Below are 22,007 nucleotides of genomic sequence, written 5' to 3' on the forward strand. Positions count from 1 at the left end.
GGCCCAGGAGCACACCGGCGTGCTCCTGGGCCGACCCCTCTCGACCGCCACCCCCGACACGGAAGCGACACCATGACCCGGTACCTCATCACCGGCGCCGCCGGCATGCTCGGCCACGACCTGCAGCACGCCCTGGCCGGCCGCGACGTCACCGCCCGTTCCCGTGCCGAGCTGGACATCACCGACCCCGAGGCCGTCGACGCCGCGGTCGCCGGGCACGACGTCGTGATCAACTCGGCCGCCTACACGAAGGTGGACGACGCGGAGACCCACGAGGACACCGCGACCGCGGTGAACGCGGACGGGCCGGCGTTGCTCGCCGAGGCCGCGGTGCGGCACGGGGCCAAGCTCGTGACGATCTCGACGGACTACGTGTTCGACGGCAACGGCACCGCTCCCTACGCGGAGGACGCCCCCACGGACCCCCTGAACGCCTACGGCCGGTCCAAGGCCGTCGGCGAAGCCCGCGTCCGCGCGATCGCGCCGGACTCCTCGTACGTCGTCCGGACGGCGTGGATCTACGGCGCACACGGACCCAACTTCGCCGCGACCATGCTCCGGCTCGCGGCGTCCCACGACACCGTGAGCGTGGTCACCGACCAGGTCGGACAGCCCACCTGGACCGGTGACCTGGCCGCACGCATCGTCGAGCTCCTCGACGCCGACGCACCCGCCGGCATCTACCACGGCACGAACAGCGGTCAGGGCTCGTGGTACGACTTCACCCGGGCGATCTTCTCCGAGAACGGTCTCGACCCGGAGCGCGTCCTGCCGACCGACAGCGGCGCCTTCGTCCGTCCGGCGCCCCGCCCGGCGTACAGCGTGCTCGGCCACGACGCCTGGTCGCGCGCGGGCCTCGCCCCGATGCGCGACTGGCGCGAGGCGTTGCACGCGGCGACCGAGGCCGGGATCTTCCGCGCATGACCCAGCCGTCCACCCTGGTGGTCGGCGCCGGCGGGTTCCTCGGCGGCGCCGTGCACCGGTCACTCGTCGGTTCGGACGCAGCGACCATCGCCGCCCGCGTGCCGTGGGACGACCAGGACGCCGCCGTCGAGGCACTCGTCGACGCCTTCCGCTCGGTGCGGTCGCAGCCCGGCCGCTGGCGCGTGCTGTGGTGCGCGGGCACGGGGGTCGTCGCCACCGGAGCCGACGTCTTCGACGAGGAGCAGCGCCTGATCGCCCGGGTCCTCGACGCGACCCGGGACGACCCGTCCGGAGACGGCACGCTCTTCTTCGCGTCGTCGGCCGGAGCGGTCTACGCCGGCAGCGCCGAACCGCCCTTCGACGAAGGCACCGAACCGCTCCCGCTGGCTCCCTACGGCCATGCGAAGCTCGCTGCCGAGGCCCAGTTCCGGTCCTGGGCCGCGGAGACCGGCACGCGCCTCGTGGTGGGACGGATCTCGAACCTCTACGGACCGGGCGCGAACCTCGGCAAGCCGCAGGGGCTCGTCTCGCAGCTCACCCTCGCCCACCTCGAGGGCCGGCCGTCGTCGATCTACGTGCCGATGTCGACCACCCGCGACTACCTGTACATCGACGACGCCGTCGACATGGTGCTCCGGACCATCGACCTCGTCGAGCAGGCCCCCCCTGCGGCCGCGGTCACGAAGATCCTGGCCTCCGGACAGCCGGCGACGATCGCCGAGGTCATCGACGCGGTCGAGCAGGCGATCGGCAGCCGCCTGGACATCCGCGAGGGCGCCGACCCCTCGGCCACGTTCCAGGGACTCGACCTCCGCATGCGGTCCGAGGTGCTGCCGCAGGTCGGCGACCGCACCTTCGTCCCGTTCCCGCAGGGGGTCGCGACGACCGTCGAAGCCATCCGCGCCCGTCGCGCACCGGTCGGGGCCGAACCCGCCGAGCAGTAGGATCGCCGCATGCGTGATCGCCCCGCGGGCCGCATCGGGTCGTTGGACGGACTCCGTGGCGTCGCCGCCGCCGTCGTCCTGATCCACCACGGACTCCTCGTGGTGCCGACGCTCTCCGACGGCAACAACGGCCAGCCGATCCCGGCGAACCGCGCCTGGCTGGTCGACACGCCCCTGCACCTGTTCTGGGCCGGCGGCGAAGCGGTCTTCGTCTTCTTCGTCCTGAGCGGTTTCGTGCTGACGCTCCCCGCACTCCGTCGCGCACAGGACTGGATCGCCTACTACCCGAGCCGCCTGCTCCGGCTCTACATCCCCGTGATCGCCTCGGTCGGTCTGGCGCTGGCCCTGTTCCTGCTCGTCCCCCGGACCCCCGAAGCCGGGGCCTCGGGCTGGCTGCTCCGGCACGTCGAACCGCTCACCGCCGGCGGCCTGCTGGGCGACCTCACCCTGTTCGCGCCGACCCGACTCAACAGTCCGCTCTGGTCGTTGACGTGGGAGGTCGCGTTCTCCCTCCTGCTGCCGCTCTTCGTGCTCATCGCGAAGGCCACGCACCGGGTGTGGTGGCTCACCGCGATCGCCGCGCTCCTGCTCTCGGCACTCGGTCGGCAGTACCGCGAGGACTGGCTGATGTACCTGCCGATGTTCCTGCTCGGGTCCGCCCTGGCAGCCGGGTGGGAGCGGATCCCCGAGATCCGGCGTGGCCCGGGCTGGGCCCTCGCCGTGCTGGCGGTGCTCGGCATCACGTTCGAGTGGTGGCTCCCCCGCTCGCTGGTCGGCATCCACGTCCCGATGGTGGTCGTCGCCTCGGCCGGGCTCATCGTCCTGCTGTGCGGGAAGTGGCTGCCGGCGGAACGCGTGATGCTCGGACCGGTCCCCCGGGCGCTCGGACGGCTCTCGTTCAGCCTGTACCTGGTGCACGAGCCGATCACGGTGTCGGTCGCCTACCTGCTGCCCACCTCGGTGCCGTGGCTCACGATGCTCGTGGCGATCCCGGTCGCCGTCGTGGTCGCCGGGCTCTTCGCCCGGCTCGTCGAGCTGCCGGCGCACCGGCTGGCCAAACGGGTCGCGCGGACCATCACGGCGCGACGCGGACGCGTCGGCGGCCCGCCCGCCCGCGCCGACGACGCACGGCTCCCGGACGACGACCGCCGCGCAGCCTGACGGACGTCAGGTCGCGGGAACGGGACGGAACGACCCTGCGGGCCCGGAGGCGCGTGACGGCGCCGCCACGCGCCTCCGGGCCGCCCGTGGTCGCGTCACCTGGTCGAGGGGACGATCCTGACTACCGGGCGCGCGCGGCGGTGAGCAGGGTGCGGTACCGGTCGCCGACGGCGCCGACGGTGTGTGCCGCGGCGGTGTCGGCCGCGGCACGGCCGAGCCGTTCGGCCAGCGCGGGATCGGCGAGCAGGCGGTCGATCGCCGCCGCGAGCGCACCGGCGTCGCCGGGTTCGACGAGCAGTCCGTTCACGCCGTCCTCGACGACGTCGACGATGCCGGGGACCGCCGAGGCGACGATGGCGCAGCCGGCCGACATGGCTTCGAGGAGCGCCACCGGCAGGCCGTCGCGGTCACCGTTGGCGGCCGGCACCGACGGGTAGAGCGCGATCGCCGCCTTCGCGTACTCGGACGCGAGCGCTTCCTTCCCCTGCGCCCCGAGGAACGTCACGGCCGAACCGGCACGGGCCTCCAGCTGGGCGCGCAGCGGACCGTCCCCGACCACGGCCACCTCGGTCGGCTGCTCGGCCATGCGGTCGAGGGCGTCGAGGAGGACGGTCGCGCCCTTCTTCTCGACGAGGCGGCCGACGAAGAGCACCCGGCCGGGCACCCGGGCCTCGCGCTCGACGGCGCGCGTGATCGGGTCGAGGTCGACACCCATCGGGACGACGTGCACCTGGTCGTCACGGGCGCCGAGCTTCCGGAGTTCGCGCGCCATGTCGGTGCTCATGCAGGTGACCGACGCGGCGCTGCGGATGACGGACCGCTTGACGGCCTGGAGGACCGGGTGGCGCAGCGCGTACAGGTCGCCGCCCAGCGTGGTCACGACGCGGGGCAGGTCGCCGAGCACGACACGGCCGACGGCTCCCTGCGGGATGATCCAGTGCAGCAGCGCGACGTCGGGCTGCGAGCGGCGACGCTCGCGCCGGAGCGCGGCGGCCATGGAGACGAAGAAGAACGGGACCTGCAGCCAGCGGGACTTCTTCGCCCGCAGGTTGTCGACGATCGCGCCGTCCGCCAGGTCACGCCAGCGCGACGGGAAGTAGCCGAACCGACGGACCTCGACGTCCCCGATCCGCTGGTGCGCGCGGGCGCCCTTCGTCATCGGGGCGACCACCACCACGCGGTACTCGTCCGACAGTGCCGTCGCCAGGTCGAGCACGAAGCCGGGCGTGCCGTCGCCGGCCTCGGCGGGGAAGGTCGACGCAGCGACGAGCAGGGTCGGGCGGAGTTCCGGATCGGGTCGCATCCAGCGCGCTCCCTTAGAGTTGTCGGTCGATGGACGCACAACAGCCTACGGGGTCGGCCGCGGGGTCCCCGGACCCGCTCGACACCTCCGCCGACGCCGCGATCGGCGCCGTCCCGACGACCGGACGGCGGGCCCGTGTGCTCACCGTCGTCAAGTGGGTGGCGGCCGTCGTGGCCCTCGCGTTCCTGGTCTGGAGCATCGCGCGGCAGTGGGACGACATCGCTCGCGACTTCGTGCGGCTCGACGCCCTCACGATCGTCCTCGGCGTCGCCGCGACGATCGTCGCCCTCGTGGCGAACATGCTCTCCTGGCGGGCCATGATGTCGGCGAGCGGGTTCCGGGTGCGCCTCGCCGCGGCGTCCTCGATCTTCTTCGTCGGCCAGCTCGGCAAGTACATCCCCGGCGGCGTGTGGTCGATCGCCGCTCAGGCCGAACTCGGGCGCGCACACGGCCTGCAGCGCACCGGCAGCGCCGTCGCGGCACTGGCGTCGATGCTCGTGAGCATGGTCACCGCGGCCGTCGTCGGGATCGTCGCGGTCCTGCTGGCCTCCTCCACCGGGTTCGCGACGTTCTGGTGGCTCATCCCGGTGATCGTGGTGGGGCTGGTCTGCCTGACCCCGCCGGTGCTCGGTCGCCTCATCGCCGTCGCGTTCCGGGTCCTGCGTCGCCCCGCCCAGGACACCACCCTCACGTGGACGGGCACCGTCATGTCGCTCGTCTGGTCGCTCGTCATGTGGCTGGCGTACGGGGTCCAGGCCACCCTCGTGCTGCGGGTCTTCGGGGCCGACTCGCCCGCGCTCTTCCCGGTGGCCGTCGGCGCGTACGCCGTCGCCTGGCTCGTGGGGTTCGTGGTCGTCATCGCCCCGGCGGGCATCGGGCCGCGCGAGGGCATCCTCGTCCTGCTCCTCGGCAGCGTGGCCGGTGGATCGGCGCCGCTCGCCCTCGCCGTCATCAGCCGGGTCTTCATGACCATCGGAGACGTCGTGCTGGCCGGGGTCGGCGCGCTGCTCGCAGCGCGCCACCGCCGGAAGTCGGCCGCCGCCGCGCTGGGCGGTGGCGCCCCGGGAGCGCCCCGTGCCGACTGATAGGGTCGGCGTTCGGCCGCGCCGCGCGCACGGCAGCACCACGAGGAGGCGCACCACATGACAACGCTCCACGTCATCGTGGACCAGGTCGTCGCCCCGGTCCCCGGAGGCATCGGTCGGTACGCCGAAGAGCTCACCCGCCACCTCATCGAGCACGCCCCCGTCGGCTGCGAGGTGTCCGGGGTCGTCTCGGCGGTGGGCCGCGACGAACTCGCCCACATCCGGACCCTGCTGCCCGGGCTCGCCGACCTCGACCGGCTGCCGCTCCCCCGCCGCGAGCTCTCCCTCGCCTGGCAGGGCGGGATCGTCGGCGGCCTGGCGAAGGGCATGGTGCACGCTCCGAGCGTGCTCGCCCCGCTGGTCCGGCACGACCGTTTCCAGGACCCGGGCCGGCAGACCGTCGTCACCGTGCACGACACGGTCCCGTGGACCAACCCCGAGACCCTGACGCCGCGCGGCGTCCACTTCCACAAGGCGATGGTCAAGCGTGCGTGGAAGCACGCCGACGCCGTGGTGGTGCCGACCCACGCGGTCGCGAGTGCGCTCAACGAGATCCACCGGTTCGACGACCGGCTCCGGGTCATCGGCGGAGCGCCGAGCGGGCGGCTCCGGCTGCCCGTCGACGCCGATCTCCGCGCCGAGCGGCTCGGGCTGCCGGAGCGGTACGTGCTGGCCGTCGGCACGCTCGAGCCACGGAAGGCGCTCGGATCCCTGATCGAGGCGATGGCGCACCCCGACGCGCCTGCCGACATCCCCCTCGTCATCTCCGGCCCGGACGGTTGGGGCGACGTCGACGTGTACGGCACGGCGGAACGAGCCGGTCTCTCGCGGGACCGGGTGAAGGTGCTCGGGCGGATCGACGACGCCGACCTCGCCGTGGTCTACGACCGGGCCACCGTGTTCGTGTTCCCGAGCCTGGCCGAGGGGTTCGGCCTGCCCGTCATCGAGGCGATGAGCTTCGGCACCCCGGTCGTGCACTCGGACGACCCCGCCGTGTCCGAGGTCGCGTCGGACGCCGGCGTCACGGTCGCCCGTGGTCCGAAGGAGTCCTACCCGGAGCGGCTCGCGCAGGCCGTCTACCAGGTGGTCAACGACCCCCTGCTCGCGGGGCAGCTGGCCGTCGCCGGCCCCGATCGCGCGCGCATGTACGACTGGAGCGATTCCGCCGCCGAGACCTGGCAGCTGCACGCCGACCTCTGACGGCGTGCAGCTGCCCGTCCGGCGGTCAGCCCGTGTACGAGTAGGTCGTGACCCAGTCGATGTACAGGTGGCCGAGCCCGCCCCAGTTGCCCACCTGGAACATGTAGCGGTGCGCGGTGGTCGGGACGTCCTTGGTGATCGTCTTGATGACCTTCCCGTCGAGCGAGTACGACACGGACTTCCCGGGGATCCACTCGATCGAGTAGGTGTGCCACGAACGCCACGACGTCCCGGTGCTCAGGCTGGTCGCCGTCGCTTCACGTCCGGGCGTCATCGAGTGCTGGTGCAGCATCGGTGCGGACTCGAAGTTGGACTCCGGGTAGTCGATCTCCCCGTCCGACCACTTGTCCGACGTCGGCCACAGCATGAAGGCGGCGCCGTTCCCGTTGCCACCGGCGGCCATGGCGCGCACCGTGAACTTCCCGCCCTTGTGTCCCCACGCTCCCGTGGGCGAGCCGAACGTGCCGGCGGCCCCGCGCTTGCCGTCGAGACGGACGTCCATGTTCCCGTTGATCGCACTGATCTGCGTCCCCGAGTAGTACATCCCGCCGGTCCCGTCGGGGTAGGGCTGCCACGACTTCGCGTAGGACGCGGCGAACTTCCCCTTGGCCGCCGCGGTCGTGCGGAAGTCCTCGCGGAAGGTCTGCTTGAACTTGCCGATGTTCCCGACCGGCGCGGACGTGTTCGCTGCTGAGGCGGCGCTCCCCTGACCGAACGGCCCGGCGACCAGCACGACTCCCAGGAGCACGACTGAGAGTGCGGCTCTCGTGATCGCGCGTTTCTGCATGAGCTGTCACTCCCTGACATGACGATTCGCACCCGTTCCCGTGGGCGCCGGACGGCCGACCCTCGGCCGTCCGCGGTCCACGGTAGTTGCGTTGTCCATCCTGCGCGGGGGGTTGACTTCGCCAGGGCGTCCCCAGTACGAGGGGTGCCGGATGGTGCGGGGAGCGCAGCGGACGTCAGAGGGAGTCGCGGAGGCGCGCGGCCTTCTCCTCGACCAGGCGCTCGAGTCCTTCGGCGTACTCCGTGAGCCGCGCCGCGACACGGGGCTCGGAGGACCCGATGATCCGTGCGGCGAGCAGTCCGGCGTTCGCCGCGCCGTTGATCGCCATCGTCGCGACCGGGATGCCGGCGGGCATCTGGACGATCGACAGGAGCGAGTCGAGTCCGTCGAGCCGTGCGAGCTGGACGGGCACGCCGATCACGGGCAGCGTCGTCATCGAGGCCACCATGCCGGGCAGGTGGGCAGCCCCACCGGCACCGGCGATCACGACACGGATGCCCCGCTGGGCGGCACCCCTGGCGAAGCGGGTCATCTTGTCGGGGGTGCGGTGCGCGGACACCACGTCCGCCTCGAACGGGATGCCGAGCTCGGCGAGGATGTCGGCCGCAGCCCGCATGGTCGGCCAGTCGGAGTCCGATCCCATGATGATCGAGACGAGCGGCTGTGCTGGGGCTGCGGAGTCGGTCACACGCCGAGCCTAGCCGAGCAGCACCCGCCGCCAGGTGTCACCGTCACGGCCGATCGTCCGCGCGTCGCGGACCCACCGCTCGGCCCGTTCGTCGGGCGCCCCACGCTCGACCGCGCCGCGGACGGCTGCCCGCCAGGCGTCGACGTCGTCGGGGACCCCGACCGCTCCGTACCGCCCGGCCACGGCGTACGACGGTCGGTCGGAGACCACGGCCGGCAGCCCGAGTGCCGTGTACTCCAGGAACTTCAGGTCGCTCTTCGCGCGGTTGAACTCCTCGTCGCGCAGCGGCGCGACCCCCGCACGCCAGCGCGCGCGGTGGGCGACGAGCCAACGGGAGAACGCCGGGTAGTGGCCGTCGGGCACCTCGATCCGGCGGAACCAGTCGGCGTCACCGTCCTCGGTGACGCCGATGACCTCGAGCCGGATCGGGGTGCCGTCGGCGGTGGCCAGGTCGGCGAAGACGTCCCTGAGCAGTTCGAGGTCGGCGGCGTGGGTGAGCGTTCCCATGTACAGCACGCGGTGCTCGCCGGTCGGCCGTTCGTCGTCGTCCTCGGTCGCGCCGGACGTCCACAACCCCGGGTCGAGGGCGTTCGGCACGACCACGACGTGCCGGGCGACGGGACGCACCACCTCCGCGAGCTCCGGCGTGCTCACGATCACGGTGTCGGCGCCGCGCACCAGGGCGTCGATGGAGGCCAGGCGGTCCGGGTCGTACTCGGCACGGGCAAGCCGTGCCCGGCCGGACGCCGTGAAGAAGTCGTCGTCGACCTCGGCCACCACCCGGATCCCCCGCCGCGCCGCGGTCTCGAGGAAGGGCTGCACGACGGTGCGCGGCAGGACGTCGCGCTGCACGAGGACCGCGGTGTACGCAGTGGTGTCCGTGCCCGCGACGAAGGCCACGGGATCGACCTGTCGGACCTCGGCGGCACCGGCGGACGACAGGTGCTCCACACGGCGCACGACGCGCACGTGGGCGGACGCGGGGTGTGCACCGTCCCCGCCCGCGACGACGTACCCGAGGACCGGCAGCGGCGCGGCCGGAGCGGCCGGCGCCTGCTGCTGCTCGGGCTGACGCTCGTGCTCGGCATCGGGACGCGGGGCACCGACGACGGCGCGGCGGAGTCGACGGGCGGCCCGGCGGAGGAGATCACGCGGCATGGGTGCCATTCTCCCGCACCCGCCGGACGGTCGCGGTCGCCCAGGCAACCGCTCCGGTCGCGGTCGCGGTCGCGGTCAGCGCACCTGCACCGTCGCGCACCCCAGCGACGTGTCGCCGCCCTTCCCGATCCCGACCGCGGTGAGGCACACCGACCGCTTCCCGGACGCGACCGGCACCGACCCGGTGAACCCGTGGTGCTCGCCGCCGCCGTGGACACGGTCGACGTCACTGCGCTGCCGGTCGGCGACGAGACTGCCGACGACCCGGCCGCCGACGCTGACCCGCACCGTGACCGGACGCTGCACGGCGTCACGGTCGAACGCCCACCCCCGGACGCTGACCCGGCCGGCGGATCCCGACGACGCCGCGTCGCGTCGGCCGACCGGGGCTGCGACGGGCACCGTGATGCTCCGGCACGGGCTCGCCGTCCGGTCCGCGCCGATGTCGATGTTCCGGGCGATCGCGCACACGGTGTGCTTCCCCGCCCCCGCCGCCACGATCTCGGCGAACCCGTGCGCGGGACCGGCGCCCCAGGTCCGGTCGACGTCGGCCCGGGCCCGACCAGCGGACCGGGACGCGACGACCCGACCGTCGACCGTGAACGCGACCGTGCTGGCCGTGTCCGGAGCGTCCCCGTCGAACGCCCAGCCCGTCACGGCGACGCCACCGACCGCGACGCTCACCGACTCGAGGCCGACGTACGGGTCGTGCCGGTGGGCACGCACCCTCGCGCACCCGAGGTCGGCGTCGGACCCCGCGCCGATGTTCACCGCGGTGACGCAGACCCGGCGGAAGCCCTCGGCGGCCGGCACCGCGGTGTCGAACCCGTGGGTCTCCCCGACGCCGTACGCCGCGTCGACGTCCGGGCGGGTGCGGTCCGCGCTCAGCACGCCGGCGGAGACACCGTCCACCGTCGCCCGGACCCGGACCGGTTGCGTCGGGTCGTCCTCGTCGAAGGCCCAGCCGCGCACGCGGACACCGCCTCCGGCACCGACGACGGCCTCGAGCGCACCGCGCGGGGCCAGGTCGGCGGTCCGCACCCCGAGCCGGGCGTTCGCGACCAGCGCCTGCGCGTAGGCCGAGAACCACTTGCCGGCGGCCGGGGCACCGTTGCAGGTGCCGTCACTCGCGCCGGGGGTCTTCACCCACAGCAGGGCGTCGAGCGCCGTGCCGTCGGACACCACCCGGGGCGACGTGCCGAGCCCGGCGCCCGGCCCGTTGCACCAGGTGCCGCGCCAGCCCTGCCCGTTGCGCGAGGTGTCGATCACGTAGTGCGAGCCCCCGGTCGCGGCCGACACCTTCTGCGCGTACGCCTGCTCCTGGGCGGTCGGGTAGTAGTTCGCGACGTTCGTGAAGAACCCCCGGGCCTGCTGCACGCCCGCGCTGTTCAGCCGTGACGCCATCAGCGCAGGCTGCACCCAGTTCGAGTTGCCGGCGTCCAGGTAGGCGGGGACCCCGGCGGCGGTCAGCCCGGCGACCGTGCGGGAGAGGATCCGGTAGCGCTGCTCGTCGAGCGCGGTGCTGCACTTGGCGTTGCTGAGCATCGCGAGCGAGTCCGGTTCGACGATGACGGCTGCGCGGTGCCCGGCGAGCGCCGCGGTGACCTGGTCGACCCAGGCGTCGTAGGAGCGCTCGTCGAAGCCGCCGGCGGAGTACCCGCCGCAGTCGCGGTCCGGGATCGCGTAGAGCACGAACACCGGGGTGGTGCCGGACTGCTCAGCCCCGGTGAGGGCGGTGCTGATGGTCTTCGTCAGCTGCGTGCCCTGGCTCCAGTCACCGAGCCAGGTGGCGACGGGGTAGCCGGCGATGGTCCCCGCCGCAGCGGCTCCGGCCGGGTCGGTGGCGGCGAGGGCGGCCTGCGCCTTCGCCGCCTCGCTCGTGGGCGACCGGTACGGCCCGGCGCCGTAGAGCGACGCGGACGTGGCCGAGCGGATGGTGGCGGCCGAGGTCGCTGCGGACGCGGTCGCGGTCGGCAGCAGTCCGGCGACGGCTGCGACGAGGGCGACGGCGGCGCCGCAGACGGCGGCACGGCGCGGGCGGCGGCGCATGGAGACTCCCTGGACGGTGGGCGCGGACCCTTCCAGGGGAACACGCGCTCCCGACCCCCGCCAGCCTCCCGAGCGGGTGGCACCCGAGGGGGTGTCCGCAGAGCGACCGACAAGTGTGTCCCGCACCCGTGACGGACGGGAGGCCCGTGGCGGCGTCGCCACGGGCCTCCCGTCCGTCATCCGGTCACGTCGAGGACGCGACCTCAGTCGTCGAAGTGCGCCGCGGCCGCACGGGCGCGGTAGACGACCTCGTCGACGTCGTCGCCGAGCACCGTGACGTGCCCGATCTTCCGGCCGGGCCGGGGCGCCTTGCCGTAGAAGTGGTACTTCGCCTCGGGGAAGGCCTCGAGCGCTGCGGGGTACCGGGCGGCGAGGTCGCCGTCCGCGGGTCCGCCGAGCACGTTCACCATGACGGACGCCGGGGCGAACGAGCCGGTGGCTCCGAGCGGCAGGTCGAGGACCGCTCGCAGGTGCTGCTCGAACTGGCTCGTGGTGGCGCCGTCGATGGTCCAGTGCCCGGTGTTGTGCGGACGCATCGCGAGCTCGTTGATCAGGATGCGTTCGTCGTCGGTCTGGAACAGCTCGACGGCCAGCACGCCGGTCACCCCGAGTTCTTCGGCGATGCGGACGGCGATCGACTCGGTCAGGTCGGCGATCCGGCCGGCGCTGTCAGGGGCCGGTGCGATGACCTCGGCGCAGACCCCATCGCGCTGCACGGTCTCGACGAGCGGCCAGGCGACGACCTGTCCGGAGGGTCGGCGCGCCACGGACTGCGCGAGCTCGCGGGTGAAGGGGACGAGCTCCTCGACCAGGAGGGCCTGGTCGCCGCCGGCCTCGGCCACCGCGATGAACCAGTCGTCGACGTCGGAGGCGTCGGAGACGACCCGGACGCCCTTGCCGTCGTAGCCGCCCCGCGGGGTCTTGACGACGGCTCGGCCACCGTGCTCGGCGAGGAAGGCACGGAGTTCGTCGGGACCGTGCACGGCGGCCCAGTCGGGCACCGGCAGCCCGAGTTCGCTCAGCCGGCGGCGCATGGTGATCTTGTCCTGGGCGACGGCCAGCGCGTCCGGACCGGGATGGACCGCCACGCCCGCGGCGACCAGGCTGCGCAGGACGTCCTGCGGCACGTGCTCGTGGTCGAAGGTCACGACGTCGACCTGTCGGGCGAACTCGAGCACCGTGGCGGCCTCGTGGTAGTCGCCCTCGGCGGTGGCGGCGATGCCTGCGGACATGCCCGGCCCCTCGGCGAGCACCCGGATGTCGATCCCCAGTTCGACCGCGGCCGGCACCATCATCCGTGCCAGCTGTCCCCCACCGATGACCCCGACGCGCAACGCCATGCTGTGTGATCCTTCCGGCGCTCCCACCGTGCGGTGTGAACGCGTTGTCTACAATCGCTGTTCGGGTCGCGCTCTGCCCGACCGGTCACAACTCTACGGATCCTGGAGGGCTCGTGCGGCGTCTCATCGCCCAACTGGCACGCTTCGGCGTCGTCGGTGCCGTCGGCTTCGTCGTGGACACCACGGTGTTCAACGTGCTGCGGTCGACCCTGCTGAACCCGGACGACGTGCACTCGGGACCGTTCTGGGCGAAGGTGGTCTCGACGACGGTCGCCATCTTCGTGAACTGGATGGGCAACCGGTACTGGACGTTCCGCGAGCAGCGACGGGCCGTGGCCACCCGCGAGGGGGTCGAGTTCGTCGTCGTGTCCCTCGGCGGCATGGTCATCTCGCTCGGCTGCCTCGCCGTCTCCCACTACGTCCTCGGCTTCACGTCGGCGCTGGCCGACAACATCTCCGGCAACGTCATCGGGCTGCTGCTCGGCACCGTGTTCCGCTTCTGGCTCTACAAGGTGTGGGTCTACCACCCGGAGCGCGCCGGACGCACCGGACCGGACGAGCGCACCGGAGCCGACACCGTCGAGGACGCGACCGTCGCCACGACGGCCCGGTCCGAGGCGTCGGGCCACTAGTCTCGAAGCGATGCAACACGCACCGCACCCCCTCGTCACCCGGGCGGAGGCCCTGCGGACCGCGGCGCTGACCGCCGCGTTCGGTCTCTGGCTCGTCCTCTGGGCGCTCGTCGTGCCGGTGTTCCAAGCACCGGACGAACCGGCCCACTTCGACGCCGCCCTGCACGTCGCGACCGGCTCCGGCTGGCCCGACCCGGGCACCCTGCACGTGTCGAACGCCGTCGCGGCCGCGCAGCAGGAGCAGGCCTCCGCCGATGCATCGTCCTGGTCGACCGTCAGCGCGTTGCTGCAGGAGCACCCCGGCGACTCCCCGACGGTGAACCAGATGACCCAGCACCCACCGACGGCGTACCTGGCGGACGCCGCCGTGCTCCGGGTCCTGCACCACGGCTCGTTGCGCTGGGACCACGCGCTCGTCGCCCTCCGGCTCTTCGACGCCGCCCTCGTGACCCCGCTCGCGCTGCTGACGTGGGCAGCGGTCCGCCGTGTGACCCGCTCGCCGCGCGCGGCACTGTTCGGCGCGCTCGCCCTGTTCGCCGTGCCGCAGCTGGCGTCCGTCGGCGCGTCGGTGACGAACGACGCCCCGGTGCTCCTGCTCGGCGGCACGGTGGTGTGGCTCGCGACCCGGCTGCTCACGGGCGACCTCCGCCGCCGGACCCTGCTCGCCCTCGCCGTGGCGCTCGGACTCCTCGTCGCGACGAAGGGCACGGGGCTGCCAGCGATCCCCTTCGTGGCGCTCGTGGTGCTCGTCGCGGGCGCGGGCACGCTGACCCGTGGTGCACGCTCCCTCCGGACGGCCGCCGCACTCGTCGTGGCGGGGGCGATCGGCGCGTGGTGGTGGGTGCGCAACCTCCTCGTGTTCCACACGCTGCAACCCGACGGCTACGCCGCGATCCGGCCGGACCGTCCGTTCCCGGCGGGTGAGCAACCGTCACCCGGGCACTTCCTCGACGTCAGCTGGGGAACGCTCGCGCGGACGTTCTGGGGGTCCCCCGGGCAGCGGGCGCAGGTGAGCATCGGTGACACCCTGACCGCCGTCCTGACCGCCGTCGCCCTCGTCGTGCTCGTCGGCTGGGCGTTCCGGCGCGGACCCACCCTGGTGCCGGCGGTGTGTCTCGCGGTGTTCCCCGGACTCCTGCTGCTCCTGCAGACGGCGAGCAGCGCCCGGGCGTACCTGGACACCACCGAGGTGGCCGGCACCCAGGGCCGCTACCTGTTCCCCGCACTCGTGTGCCTCGTCGCGCTCAGTGCCCTCGCGTGGCGGCGGCTCACGGGGCCGGGCGCCGGACGGACCGTGCTCACCCGGTCGCTCGCCGTCGCGCTGCCGGCGGTGGGGCTCTGGGGGCTCGCCGTCGTCAGCGCCTGGTTCTGGAACGCCGCCGACGGCCCCCTGTCGGCGACGAGCGTCGGGCAGTACGCGGCCACCGGTCCGGTGCCGTTCGCCGTGGTGCTCCTGGTCGCGGTCCTCGTCGCAGCCGGGATCACGGTCGGCGTGGGCGGGGTGTGGCGGCCGTGGCCCGTCGGGGTCAGCGCTCGGCGACCCGGATGACGTCCACGGAGCAGGACTGCTGCGGGGCGCCCTTGGCGTCCGAGCAGACCTGGTACACCGGGAACGAGCCGACCACCGCTCCGATGGCGGAGTAGTCGCGGACCTGCGGGTCGCGCGGGTTCGTGTAGTTCAGGAAGTACTGCACGCCCGCTTCGCGGAGCAGGCCGACGAAGGCCGGGTCCTGGTAGTCGTACGCCTGCCCGTCCTCGCCGTACATCTGCGCACCGAGCCGGAACGCCACGAGCACCGTGTTGCGGGTGTTCGTGCCGAGGATCCTGCTGCCGGCGGGGATGACGTCGGACGCCAAGAGCGCGTCGACCAGCGGCTCGTCGGGGTCGATGACCTCGCCGAGGACCTGTCCGGCCGGGATGCCCGACGGGCGGACGTCGTACGTCGAGAACGGGGCGCGGACACCGTTCACGTTCTGACTGTACGACGCGACCACGACCAGCACGCAGCCGAGGACGGCGACGACCTTCCGGATGCGTCGGCCGCGCCGAACCGCGCGCCAGAACGTGGGCAGCAGGGCGCCGGCGACGAGCACCGAGCCCGTGAAGAGCGGCAGGTAGTACCGCGCGTTGCCGCCCGCCGTCTCCACCGTCGCGATGCCCGCGTACCCGAGCAGGTACACGCCGGAGAACAGCCCGACGATGCTCGCGAAGACGAACCGCCGGTAGTGCACCACCCCGGCGACGGCCGCACCGACGAACACCACCCCGATGGCCAGGGTGAAGGGCGCGAACGAGCCGATGCGGGTGAAGTAGAAGGGCAGCGCTTCGAGGCGCTGCTCGACGTAGTACCGGACCTTGCCGACGAGCGTCGTCGTGTTGCTCTCGGCGGGCTCGGCCGCGACCGGTGTGCCCGCAGGCAGCCGGACCGGCAGCTCGCGCTCGGCGGTGTACACGCCGGCCTCGTACAGCGACGGGGTGCGGTCCTCGTTCGGCGACACCGCCAGCCCGTTCGGCGGCGAGGGGATGCGGACCTCCTGGTAGTCCTTGCCGGACGTGTCGGAGAACTTCTTCGAGACGTTGACCGTCAGTGACGATCCGAGCTCGATGCCACCGAACTTCGCCGACAGCGCCCCCACCCAGGGCGCGGAGAACAACACCGCCGTCAGGAGCGCGACCACCGGCAGCAGCAGCGACCGCGGTTCTCGTGCGTCCCGCCGGTCCTGGAACCACCGGACGAGCGCCCACGACGGCACCACCACGAGGAACACGGGGACCAGGAACGCCTTCGTGCAGTACCCGATGGCGCACACCAGTCCGACGACCGCCGCGGCCACGACGATGCGCCGGACCGAGCCGTGCCACGCGCGGTCCGCCGCGAGCAACGACCACACGAAGAGCAGGCCCCACAGCAGCACGAGGGTGTCCGGCGTCTGCAGGGCGACGTTCGCCAGCATCAGCGGGGCGGTCGCCACGATCGACCACGCGGCGGTCCAGCCGTTGCCGGTCGTCCGCAGCAGCAGCCACGCGCCGATGCCCATCACGGCGGTGCTCGCCGCCAGGTTCACGATCGCGAACGCCGTGCTCGGTCCGGACCCCATGACCAGGAACGGTGCCATCAGCCAGGAGACCATCGGGGACCAGTAGCCGTTGACCGCCTCGGCCCAGTGCCCGCCGGCGTACTGCTCGGCGATCGACATGTACGAGATGCCGTCGATGTTGGTCACCTCGAGCCGCGTGCGGTAGGCCACGACGCCGACCAGGACCGCGGCGACGAGCAGCAGCGCAGCGTTGGCCAGGATCGAGGAACGCGACGGGTGCCGCCCCTCGTGGAACGCGCCGAACCGACGACGGTGACGCTCCCGCTCCCGCGTCCGTGGCCCGGCCGCGTGCGCGACAGCACGTGGCGGCACGGTCGTCCCCGTGTCTGTGTCCGCGATGCCCGTGCTGCCGCCCCCCGGGATGATGCTCAGCGCCCCATGCCGCGGTACGTGAAGCCCGCCGCGGTCCAGGCGTCGCGATCGAGGCAGTTGCGGCCGTCGATGACGACGGGCGACGCCACGAGCGCGGCAGCGGCGGTCGCGTCGAGCTCGCGGAACTCGGTCCACTCGGTGAGCACGAGCACCAGCTCCGCTCCCCCCAGCGCCTCGGCAGCGCTCTCGACGTAGTCGAGCTCGGGTCGCACGCGGCGCGCGGTGACGACGGCCTCGGGGTCGTACGCCGAGACGACGGCGCCGAGTTCGTGCAGGCGGGCCGCGATGTCGAGGGCCGGCGAGTCGCGGACGTCGTCGGAGTTCGGCTTGAAGGCCAGGCCGAGCACCGCGACGCGCTTGCCGCTGACGACCCCGCCGAGCAGCTCCTGCGCCAGCTCGACGACGTGGGCGCGACGGCGCAGGTTCGTGGCGTCGACGTCGGCCAGGAACGCCAGGGACTCCCCGACGCCCAGCTCGTTCGCCCGCGCCTGGAACGCACGGATGTCCTTGGGCAGGCAGCCGCCACCGAAGCCGAGGCCGGCGTTCAGGAACTTCCGGCCGATGCGGGCGTCGTGGCCGATCGCGTCGGCGAGCGCCGTGACGTCGGCACCGGCGACCTCGGCGATCTCGGCCATCGAGTTGATGAACGAGATCTTCGTGGCGAGGAAGGCGTTGGCGCTGATCTTCACGAGCTCGGCGGTGGGCAGGTTGACGACGAGTCGGGGCGTGCCGGTGGACAGTGCCTCGGCGTAGACCTCGTCGAGGGCGGCGACGGCCTGTTCGCCGGCCTCGCCGTCGGGCACGCCGTAGACGAAGCGGTCCGGCGCGATGGTGTCCTGCACGGCGAAGCCCTCACGCAGGAACTCGGGGTTCCAGACGAGGGTGGCACCGGGGACGGCCTCGCTGACCTCGGCGGCCAGGCGTGCGGCGGTGCCGACGGGCACGGTCGACTTGCCGACGACGAACTCGCCGGCGGACAGGTGCGGGGTGAGCGCGGCGACGGCGGCGTCCACGTAGGTCAGGTCTGCGGCACCGGTCGGACCCTGCGGGGTGCCGACGGCGAGGAAGTGCACGCGGGCGCCGGCGACCTCGGCCATGTCGGTGGTGAAGCGGATCCGACCGGACTCGAGGGCCTCGGTCAGGATCTCGGGCAGGCCCGGCTCGAAGAAGGGGGCCTCGCCCGCGGCGAGCCGCTGGATCTTGGTGGGGTCGACGTCCACGGCGACGACCTCGTGTCCGAGTTTGGCCATGGAGGCGGCGTGCACGGCACCGAGGTAGCCGCAGCCGATCACAGAGATACGCACGTCGAAGACGGTACCGGTTTCTCGCCGAACTCTCATCACGGCGCCCGCTGCGACGCCCACGGCGACGCTCGCGGCGGCCGGGGTCAGGCCCGCACGTCACCCCACGGCGGACGTTCCGGACCGCCGACGATCTCGTCCCAGTCCGGCTCACGGTGCCGTCGCCTGGCCTCGTACGCCTCCACCAGGTCGTGCAGGACAGCGACGACGAGGTCGGCGTGCGGCACGTCGGCGAGGACCACCGCCGGGTCGTCCCCGGGGAACACGAGCACGTCGCCGGAGCGGAACAGCCCCTGCAGCCCGCGGCGCCGCACGGTGACGTCGTAGCCGCGGGAGTGCAGGAGCTCCCGTCGGGTCCGGGTGCCGAGTCCGTTGACCACGACCAGGCGACGGGTGGTGACGACGTACCGCTCCGACATCCAGCGGAACAGCGGGACGGCACCGCCGAACACGACGAGCACCACGACGACGAGCGCGACGACGGCGTTCAGCCACGCCAACTGCGCCTGGAACACGCCGAAGCCGAACCCCCCGGCCGCGGTGACGAGCACGACGAACACCGCCGGGCGCACCAGCCGACGAGCGTGCGGTCGCAGGCGCGCGACGACACGTTCGGGCGGGGGCTCGGCGGTCATGCCGTCATGCATACCGCAGGTGGGTGACGTCTCCCACCGCGACGCCCCTGGTGACGCCCGCCTGGTCCCGGATCGTGATGCGACCGGCGTCGTCGATGCCGGTCGCGTCGGCCTCCTCGACCGTCCCGTCCGGCAGCTCGAGGCGGATGCGGCGACCGATCGTGCCGCACGCCGCACGGACGTGGGACCGGACCGTCTCGGCGGCGGGACCACCCGTGACCAGGCCGGCCACCGCCTCCAGGACGGACCGCAGGAAGGCGGACAGGACCGCGTCGGCCAGGGCGGGTGCGTCGTCGACCGCGCCGGCGAGCAGGAGCGAGGTGGACGTCGGGGTGGGCAGCCGATCCGCCGGGATCGTCAGGTTCACGCCGGCCCCGACCACGACGCTGCCGTCGGCGGCGACCTGGCAGAGGATCCCGCACACCTTGTCCCCGGCGACCTGCACGTCGTTCGGCCACTTGACGACGACGTCCGCGCCGGCGGGGAGCACCGACGCGATCGCGTCGCGCATCGCCGCGCCGGCGACCAGCGGCAGCCAGCCGCGGTCGTGGTCGTCCAGGTCCGCACGGACGAGCACGCTCGCGGCGAGCGTCTCACCGGCCGGAGCGGCCCAGGTGCGGTCGAGCCGACCCCGCCCCGCGGTCTGGTGCAGGGTCGCGACGACGCTCCCGTGCCGCTGCTCCGGGGCGCCGGCGAGCAGGTCCGCGTTCGTGGACCCGGTCTCCGCGGGGGTGGTCATCGTCGCACCCGCCGACCGGACAGCCTCGCTGGTGGCGGGGAACGACGGCGACGGGGATGTGGACATGCACGCAAATGTACGGGCAGGAACCGTGGGGGTCCTCCAACCGGCAGCGTCCCACCCGCCGGTAGGGTGAGCGGGTGACTTCAGGAGACACCCCCGATCTGTCGACGACGGCCGGCCGGCTGGCCGACCTCCGCGACCGGTACCACGAGGCCGTGACCGCCGCGGGCGAATCCGCCATCGCCAAGCAGCACGCGAAGGGCAAGGGCACCGCGCGCGAACGCATCGAGCAGCTGCTCGACGAGAACTCCTTCGTGGAGCTCGACGAGTTCGTGCGCCACCGCACCACCTCGTTCGGCATGGACGCCAAGCGCCCCTACGGTGACGCGGTCGTCACCGGCGTCGGCACGATCCACGGCCGCAACGTCGCGGTCTACGCGCAGGACTTCACGGTCTTCGGCGGGTCCCTCGGCGAGGTCGCCGGCGAGAAGATCATCAAGGTCATGCAGCACGCGCTGAAGACGGGCGTGCCGATCATCGGCATCCTCGACTCCGGCGGCGCCCGCATCCAGGAAGGCGTGGTCGCGCTCGGCAAGTACGGCGAGATCTTCCGCCTGAACACCCAGGCCTCCGGCGTCATCCCGCAGCTCTCCATCGTGATGGGCCCGGCGGCGGGCGGCGCGGTGTACTCCCCCGCCCTCACCGACTTCGTCATCATGGTCGACAAGACCAGCCACATGTTCGTCACCGGTCCGGACGTCATCAAGACCGTCACGGGCGAGGACGTCGGCTTCGAGGAGCTCGGCGGCGCCCAGACGCACAACGCGGTCTCCGGCGTGGCCCACTACCTGGCCGAGGACGAGACCGACGCGCTCGACTACGCGCGCTCGCTCATCGGGTTCCTGCCGGACAACAACCTGTCCGACCCGCCGGCCTACGACGTCGCCCCGGAGCTCGAGACCACCGACGCCGACCACGAGCTCGACCTCGTGATCCCGGACTCGACGAACCAGCCGTACGACGTCACCACGATCATCGAGCACATCGTCGACGACGGTGAGTTCCTCGAGGTGCAGCCGCTCTTCGCCCCGAACATCCTGATCGGCTTCGGCCGGGTCGAGGGCCGCACGGTCGGCATCATCGCGAACCAGCCGCAGGCGATGGCCGGCACGCTGAACATCGACGCCGGCGAGAAGGCCGCCCGCTTCGTGCGGTTCTGCGACGCGTTCGGCATCCCGATCCTGACCCTGGTGGACGTGCCCGGTTACCTGCCCGGCACCGACCAGGAGTGGACCGGCGTCATCCGCCGCGGCGCGAAGCTGCTGTACGCCTACGCCGAGGCCACCGTCCCGCTCGTCACCGTCATCACCCGCAAGGCCTACGGCGGCGCGTACATCGTGATGGGCTCCAAGCAGCTCGGTGCCGACATCAACCTGGCGTGGCCGACCGCCGAGATCGCCGTCATGGGTGGTCAGGGCGCCGTCAACATCCTGTACCGCGCCGAGATCAAGCGCGCCGAGGAGTCCGGCGAGGACGTCGCCGCGGTCCGCACGAAGCTCGCGAACGAGTACACGTACAACGTCGCGTCGCCCTACCTGGCAGCAGAGCGCGGTGAGCTCGACGGCATCATCCAGCCGCACGCCACCCGGGTCTCGGTCATCAAGGCCCTCCGGTCGCTGCGGGGCAAGCGCGCCACGCTGCCGCCGAAGAAGCACGGGAACATCCCCCTCTGATGGGGCGCCACGCAGCAGCCGTGCCCTCGGACGAGCCCGCCTCGGTGGCGGACGTCCGGGTGGTCTCCGGCGACCCCACACCCGAGGAGCTCGCCGCCGTCGTGGCCGTCCTGCAGCGCCAGGCCGACGAGGCCGCTGCCGCCGGACGCGCAGCCGTGGTCGTCGAGCCCCGCACGGGGTGGGACGCCGCCGCCCGCGGACTGCGCCGCCCGCTCGACCACGGACCGGGCGCCTGGGGCCGATCGCTCCGCTGATGTACCCCTGGCGCGCACGCGACCGGAACGGTTGCAGGGCGCACTTCCCGGTCGGTATCCCCTCACTCGGGGGACACGATCAGCGGATACGGACCGGAACTGCCGGAATTGTCCCCCATAATGACGACTGACATGCAGCTCGTGCGTGGGCATAGTAGTTGGTGTTCGGTGTCCTTCAACGAAAGACATCGCAGGACGGTGGCCGACTAGGGTACGAAGCCACCGCCCGCTGCGAGGCAGGGCGACATTCGGGTTGTCGCTCAGCCTCGGGTCGTGAACGGGCCGGTCGGTATCCGACCGGCCCGTTCCCCGTTTCCGGGGCGTGTTGCGGCTGTGGGCGGGTGTCGGAGCGGCTGCCGGGGCCGACGCGGAACGACACCGTCGACGTCGGACGACAACGACATGGTCGTGTCCGTGCCCGCGCCGGCCCGGCGCGACCACGTGACGGCCGGGAGGCCCGTGGCGGGGCCGCCACGGGCCTCCCGGCTGTCCCCCGATCGCGTCCCCCGCCGCCCGCACGCCCGGCGCACCACGTTCGTCCGCAGCGCGGTCCGCACCACGTTCGCGACGATCCACCTGTCGATCACGTGGTGCATCGTCG

At 72.8% G+C, this 22,007-nt stretch carries 19 protein-coding genes; 9 read left to right on the top strand and 10 right to left on the bottom strand.

The window, feature by feature from the left end; genetic code table 11:
* Positions 1–72 precede the first annotated feature (72 nt).
* Genes rfbD through DEJ35_RS10190 form a run of 3 tightly spaced genes read left to right on the top strand, consistent with a single transcriptional unit; the run spans position 73 to position 3,029 of the window.
* On the top strand, positions 73–924 hold the full coding sequence (rfbD, locus tag DEJ35_RS10180; protein WP_111056090.1) for a dTDP-4-dehydrorhamnose reductase: 852 nt from the start codon (positions 73–75) through the stop codon (positions 922–924).
* Positions 921–1,868 carry an NAD(P)-dependent oxidoreductase gene (locus tag DEJ35_RS10185; RefSeq protein ID WP_111192670.1) on the top strand — a complete coding sequence of 316 codons (948 nt, stop codon included), beginning with the start codon at positions 921–923 and terminating at the stop codon, positions 1,866–1,868. The genes rfbD and DEJ35_RS10185 overlap by 4 nt, the downstream gene beginning before the upstream one ends.
* Before the next feature lie 9 nt (positions 1,869–1,877).
* A complete protein-coding gene (locus tag DEJ35_RS10190) occupies positions 1,878–3,029 on the top strand; it encodes an acyltransferase (protein ID WP_111192671.1) in 1,152 nt (383 codons plus the stop codon).
* 121 nt (positions 3,030–3,150) lie between these two features.
* On the opposite strand, the gene DEJ35_RS10195 is transcribed toward DEJ35_RS10190, so the two are convergent.
* On the bottom strand, positions 3,151–4,332 hold the full coding sequence (locus DEJ35_RS10195) for a glycosyltransferase family 4 protein (protein WP_111192672.1): 1,182 nt from the start codon (positions 4,330–4,332) through the stop codon (positions 3,151–3,153).
* A gap of 29 nt (positions 4,333–4,361) precedes the next feature.
* Between DEJ35_RS10195 and DEJ35_RS10200 the strand changes: the two genes are divergently transcribed.
* Both DEJ35_RS10200 and DEJ35_RS10205 read left to right on the top strand, forming a co-directional pair.
* A complete protein-coding gene (locus tag DEJ35_RS10200; protein WP_110861241.1) occupies positions 4,362–5,417 on the top strand; it encodes a YbhN family protein in 1,056 nt (351 codons plus the stop codon).
* 57 nt (positions 5,418–5,474) lie between these two features.
* Entirely contained in the window at positions 5,475–6,617 is a 1,143-nt protein-coding gene (locus DEJ35_RS10205) for a glycosyltransferase family 1 protein (protein ID WP_111123604.1), read from the top strand.
* A 25-nt stretch (positions 6,618–6,642) separates the two neighbouring features.
* Here DEJ35_RS10205 and DEJ35_RS10210 read toward each other — a convergent pair whose 3' ends face one another.
* The 5 genes from DEJ35_RS10210 to DEJ35_RS10230 form a co-directional block, all read right to left on the bottom strand.
* Positions 6,643–7,404 (bottom strand): glycoside hydrolase family 16 protein, encoded by a 762-nt coding sequence (locus tag DEJ35_RS10210; RefSeq protein ID WP_110861246.1) that lies wholly within the window; start codon positions 7,402–7,404, stop codon positions 6,643–6,645.
* Between the two features lie 175 nt (positions 7,405–7,579).
* On the bottom strand, positions 7,580–8,047 hold the full coding sequence (purE, locus tag DEJ35_RS10215; RefSeq protein WP_111192673.1) for a 5-(carboxyamino)imidazole ribonucleotide mutase: 468 nt from the start codon (positions 8,045–8,047) through the stop codon (positions 7,580–7,582).
* 54 nt (positions 8,048–8,101) lie between these two features.
* The gene (locus DEJ35_RS10220) at positions 8,102–9,250 is read right to left on the bottom strand and encodes a glycosyltransferase (RefSeq protein WP_146244774.1); all 1,149 of its coding nucleotides are present in this window, start codon (positions 9,248–9,250) and stop codon (positions 8,102–8,104) included.
* A 75-nt stretch (positions 9,251–9,325) separates the two neighbouring features.
* Positions 9,326–11,299, bottom strand: coding sequence for a glycoside hydrolase family 6 protein (locus DEJ35_RS17450; RefSeq protein ID WP_220036887.1), 1,974 nt, complete (start codon positions 11,297–11,299; stop codon positions 9,326–9,328).
* A gap of 203 nt (positions 11,300–11,502) precedes the next feature.
* Positions 11,503–12,639, bottom strand: a complete 1,137-nt coding sequence (locus DEJ35_RS10230; RefSeq protein ID WP_110861253.1) for a 5-(carboxyamino)imidazole ribonucleotide synthase — start codon at positions 12,637–12,639, stop codon at positions 11,503–11,505.
* 113 nt (positions 12,640–12,752) lie between these two features.
* Between DEJ35_RS10230 and DEJ35_RS10235 the strand changes: the two genes are divergently transcribed.
* Together DEJ35_RS10235 and DEJ35_RS10240 are read left to right on the top strand one after the other, a co-directional pair.
* A complete protein-coding gene (locus tag DEJ35_RS10235; protein WP_110861255.1) occupies positions 12,753–13,271 on the top strand; it encodes a GtrA family protein in 519 nt (172 codons plus the stop codon).
* A 10-nt stretch (positions 13,272–13,281) separates the two neighbouring features.
* On the top strand, positions 13,282–14,820 hold the full coding sequence (locus DEJ35_RS10240) for a DUF2142 domain-containing protein (RefSeq protein ID WP_111192675.1): 1,539 nt from the start codon (positions 13,282–13,284) through the stop codon (positions 14,818–14,820).
* On the opposite strand, the gene DEJ35_RS10245 is transcribed toward DEJ35_RS10240, so the two are convergent.
* The 4 genes from DEJ35_RS10245 to DEJ35_RS10260 form a co-directional block, all read right to left on the bottom strand.
* Positions 14,798–16,681, bottom strand: a complete 1,884-nt coding sequence (locus DEJ35_RS10245; RefSeq protein ID WP_111192676.1) for a hypothetical protein — start codon at positions 16,679–16,681, stop codon at positions 14,798–14,800. The two genes, DEJ35_RS10240 and DEJ35_RS10245, sit on opposite strands and share 23 nt — an antisense overlap.
* Before the next feature lie 56 nt (positions 16,682–16,737).
* A complete protein-coding gene (locus tag DEJ35_RS10250; RefSeq protein WP_110861261.1) occupies positions 16,738–18,045 on the bottom strand; it encodes a UDP-glucose/GDP-mannose dehydrogenase family protein in 1,308 nt (435 codons plus the stop codon).
* A gap of 83 nt (positions 18,046–18,128) precedes the next feature.
* Positions 18,129–18,677, bottom strand: coding sequence for a PH domain-containing protein (locus tag DEJ35_RS10255; protein WP_181420097.1), 549 nt, complete (start codon positions 18,675–18,677; stop codon positions 18,129–18,131).
* A 4-nt stretch (positions 18,678–18,681) separates the two neighbouring features.
* A complete protein-coding gene (locus DEJ35_RS10260; protein ID WP_220035368.1) occupies positions 18,682–19,482 on the bottom strand; it encodes a biotin--[acetyl-CoA-carboxylase] ligase in 801 nt (266 codons plus the stop codon).
* A gap of 74 nt (positions 19,483–19,556) precedes the next feature.
* Between DEJ35_RS10260 and DEJ35_RS10265 the strand changes: the two genes are divergently transcribed.
* The gene (locus tag DEJ35_RS10265) at positions 19,557–21,152 is read left to right on the top strand and encodes an acyl-CoA carboxylase subunit beta (RefSeq protein WP_110861265.1); all 1,596 of its coding nucleotides are present in this window, start codon (positions 19,557–19,559) and stop codon (positions 21,150–21,152) included.
* Positions 21,152–21,406 carry an acyl-CoA carboxylase subunit epsilon gene (locus DEJ35_RS10270; RefSeq protein ID WP_051596908.1) on the top strand — a complete coding sequence of 85 codons (255 nt, stop codon included), beginning with the start codon at positions 21,152–21,154 and terminating at the stop codon, positions 21,404–21,406. The genes DEJ35_RS10265 and DEJ35_RS10270 overlap by 1 nt, the downstream gene beginning before the upstream one ends.
* Positions 21,407–22,007: the final 601 nt, after the last annotated feature.

Origin of the sequence: Curtobacterium sp. MCPF17_051, assembly GCF_003234595.1 — a bacterium.
Classification (GTDB): Bacteria; Actinomycetota; Actinomycetes; order Actinomycetales; family Microbacteriaceae; genus Curtobacterium; species Curtobacterium flaccumfaciens.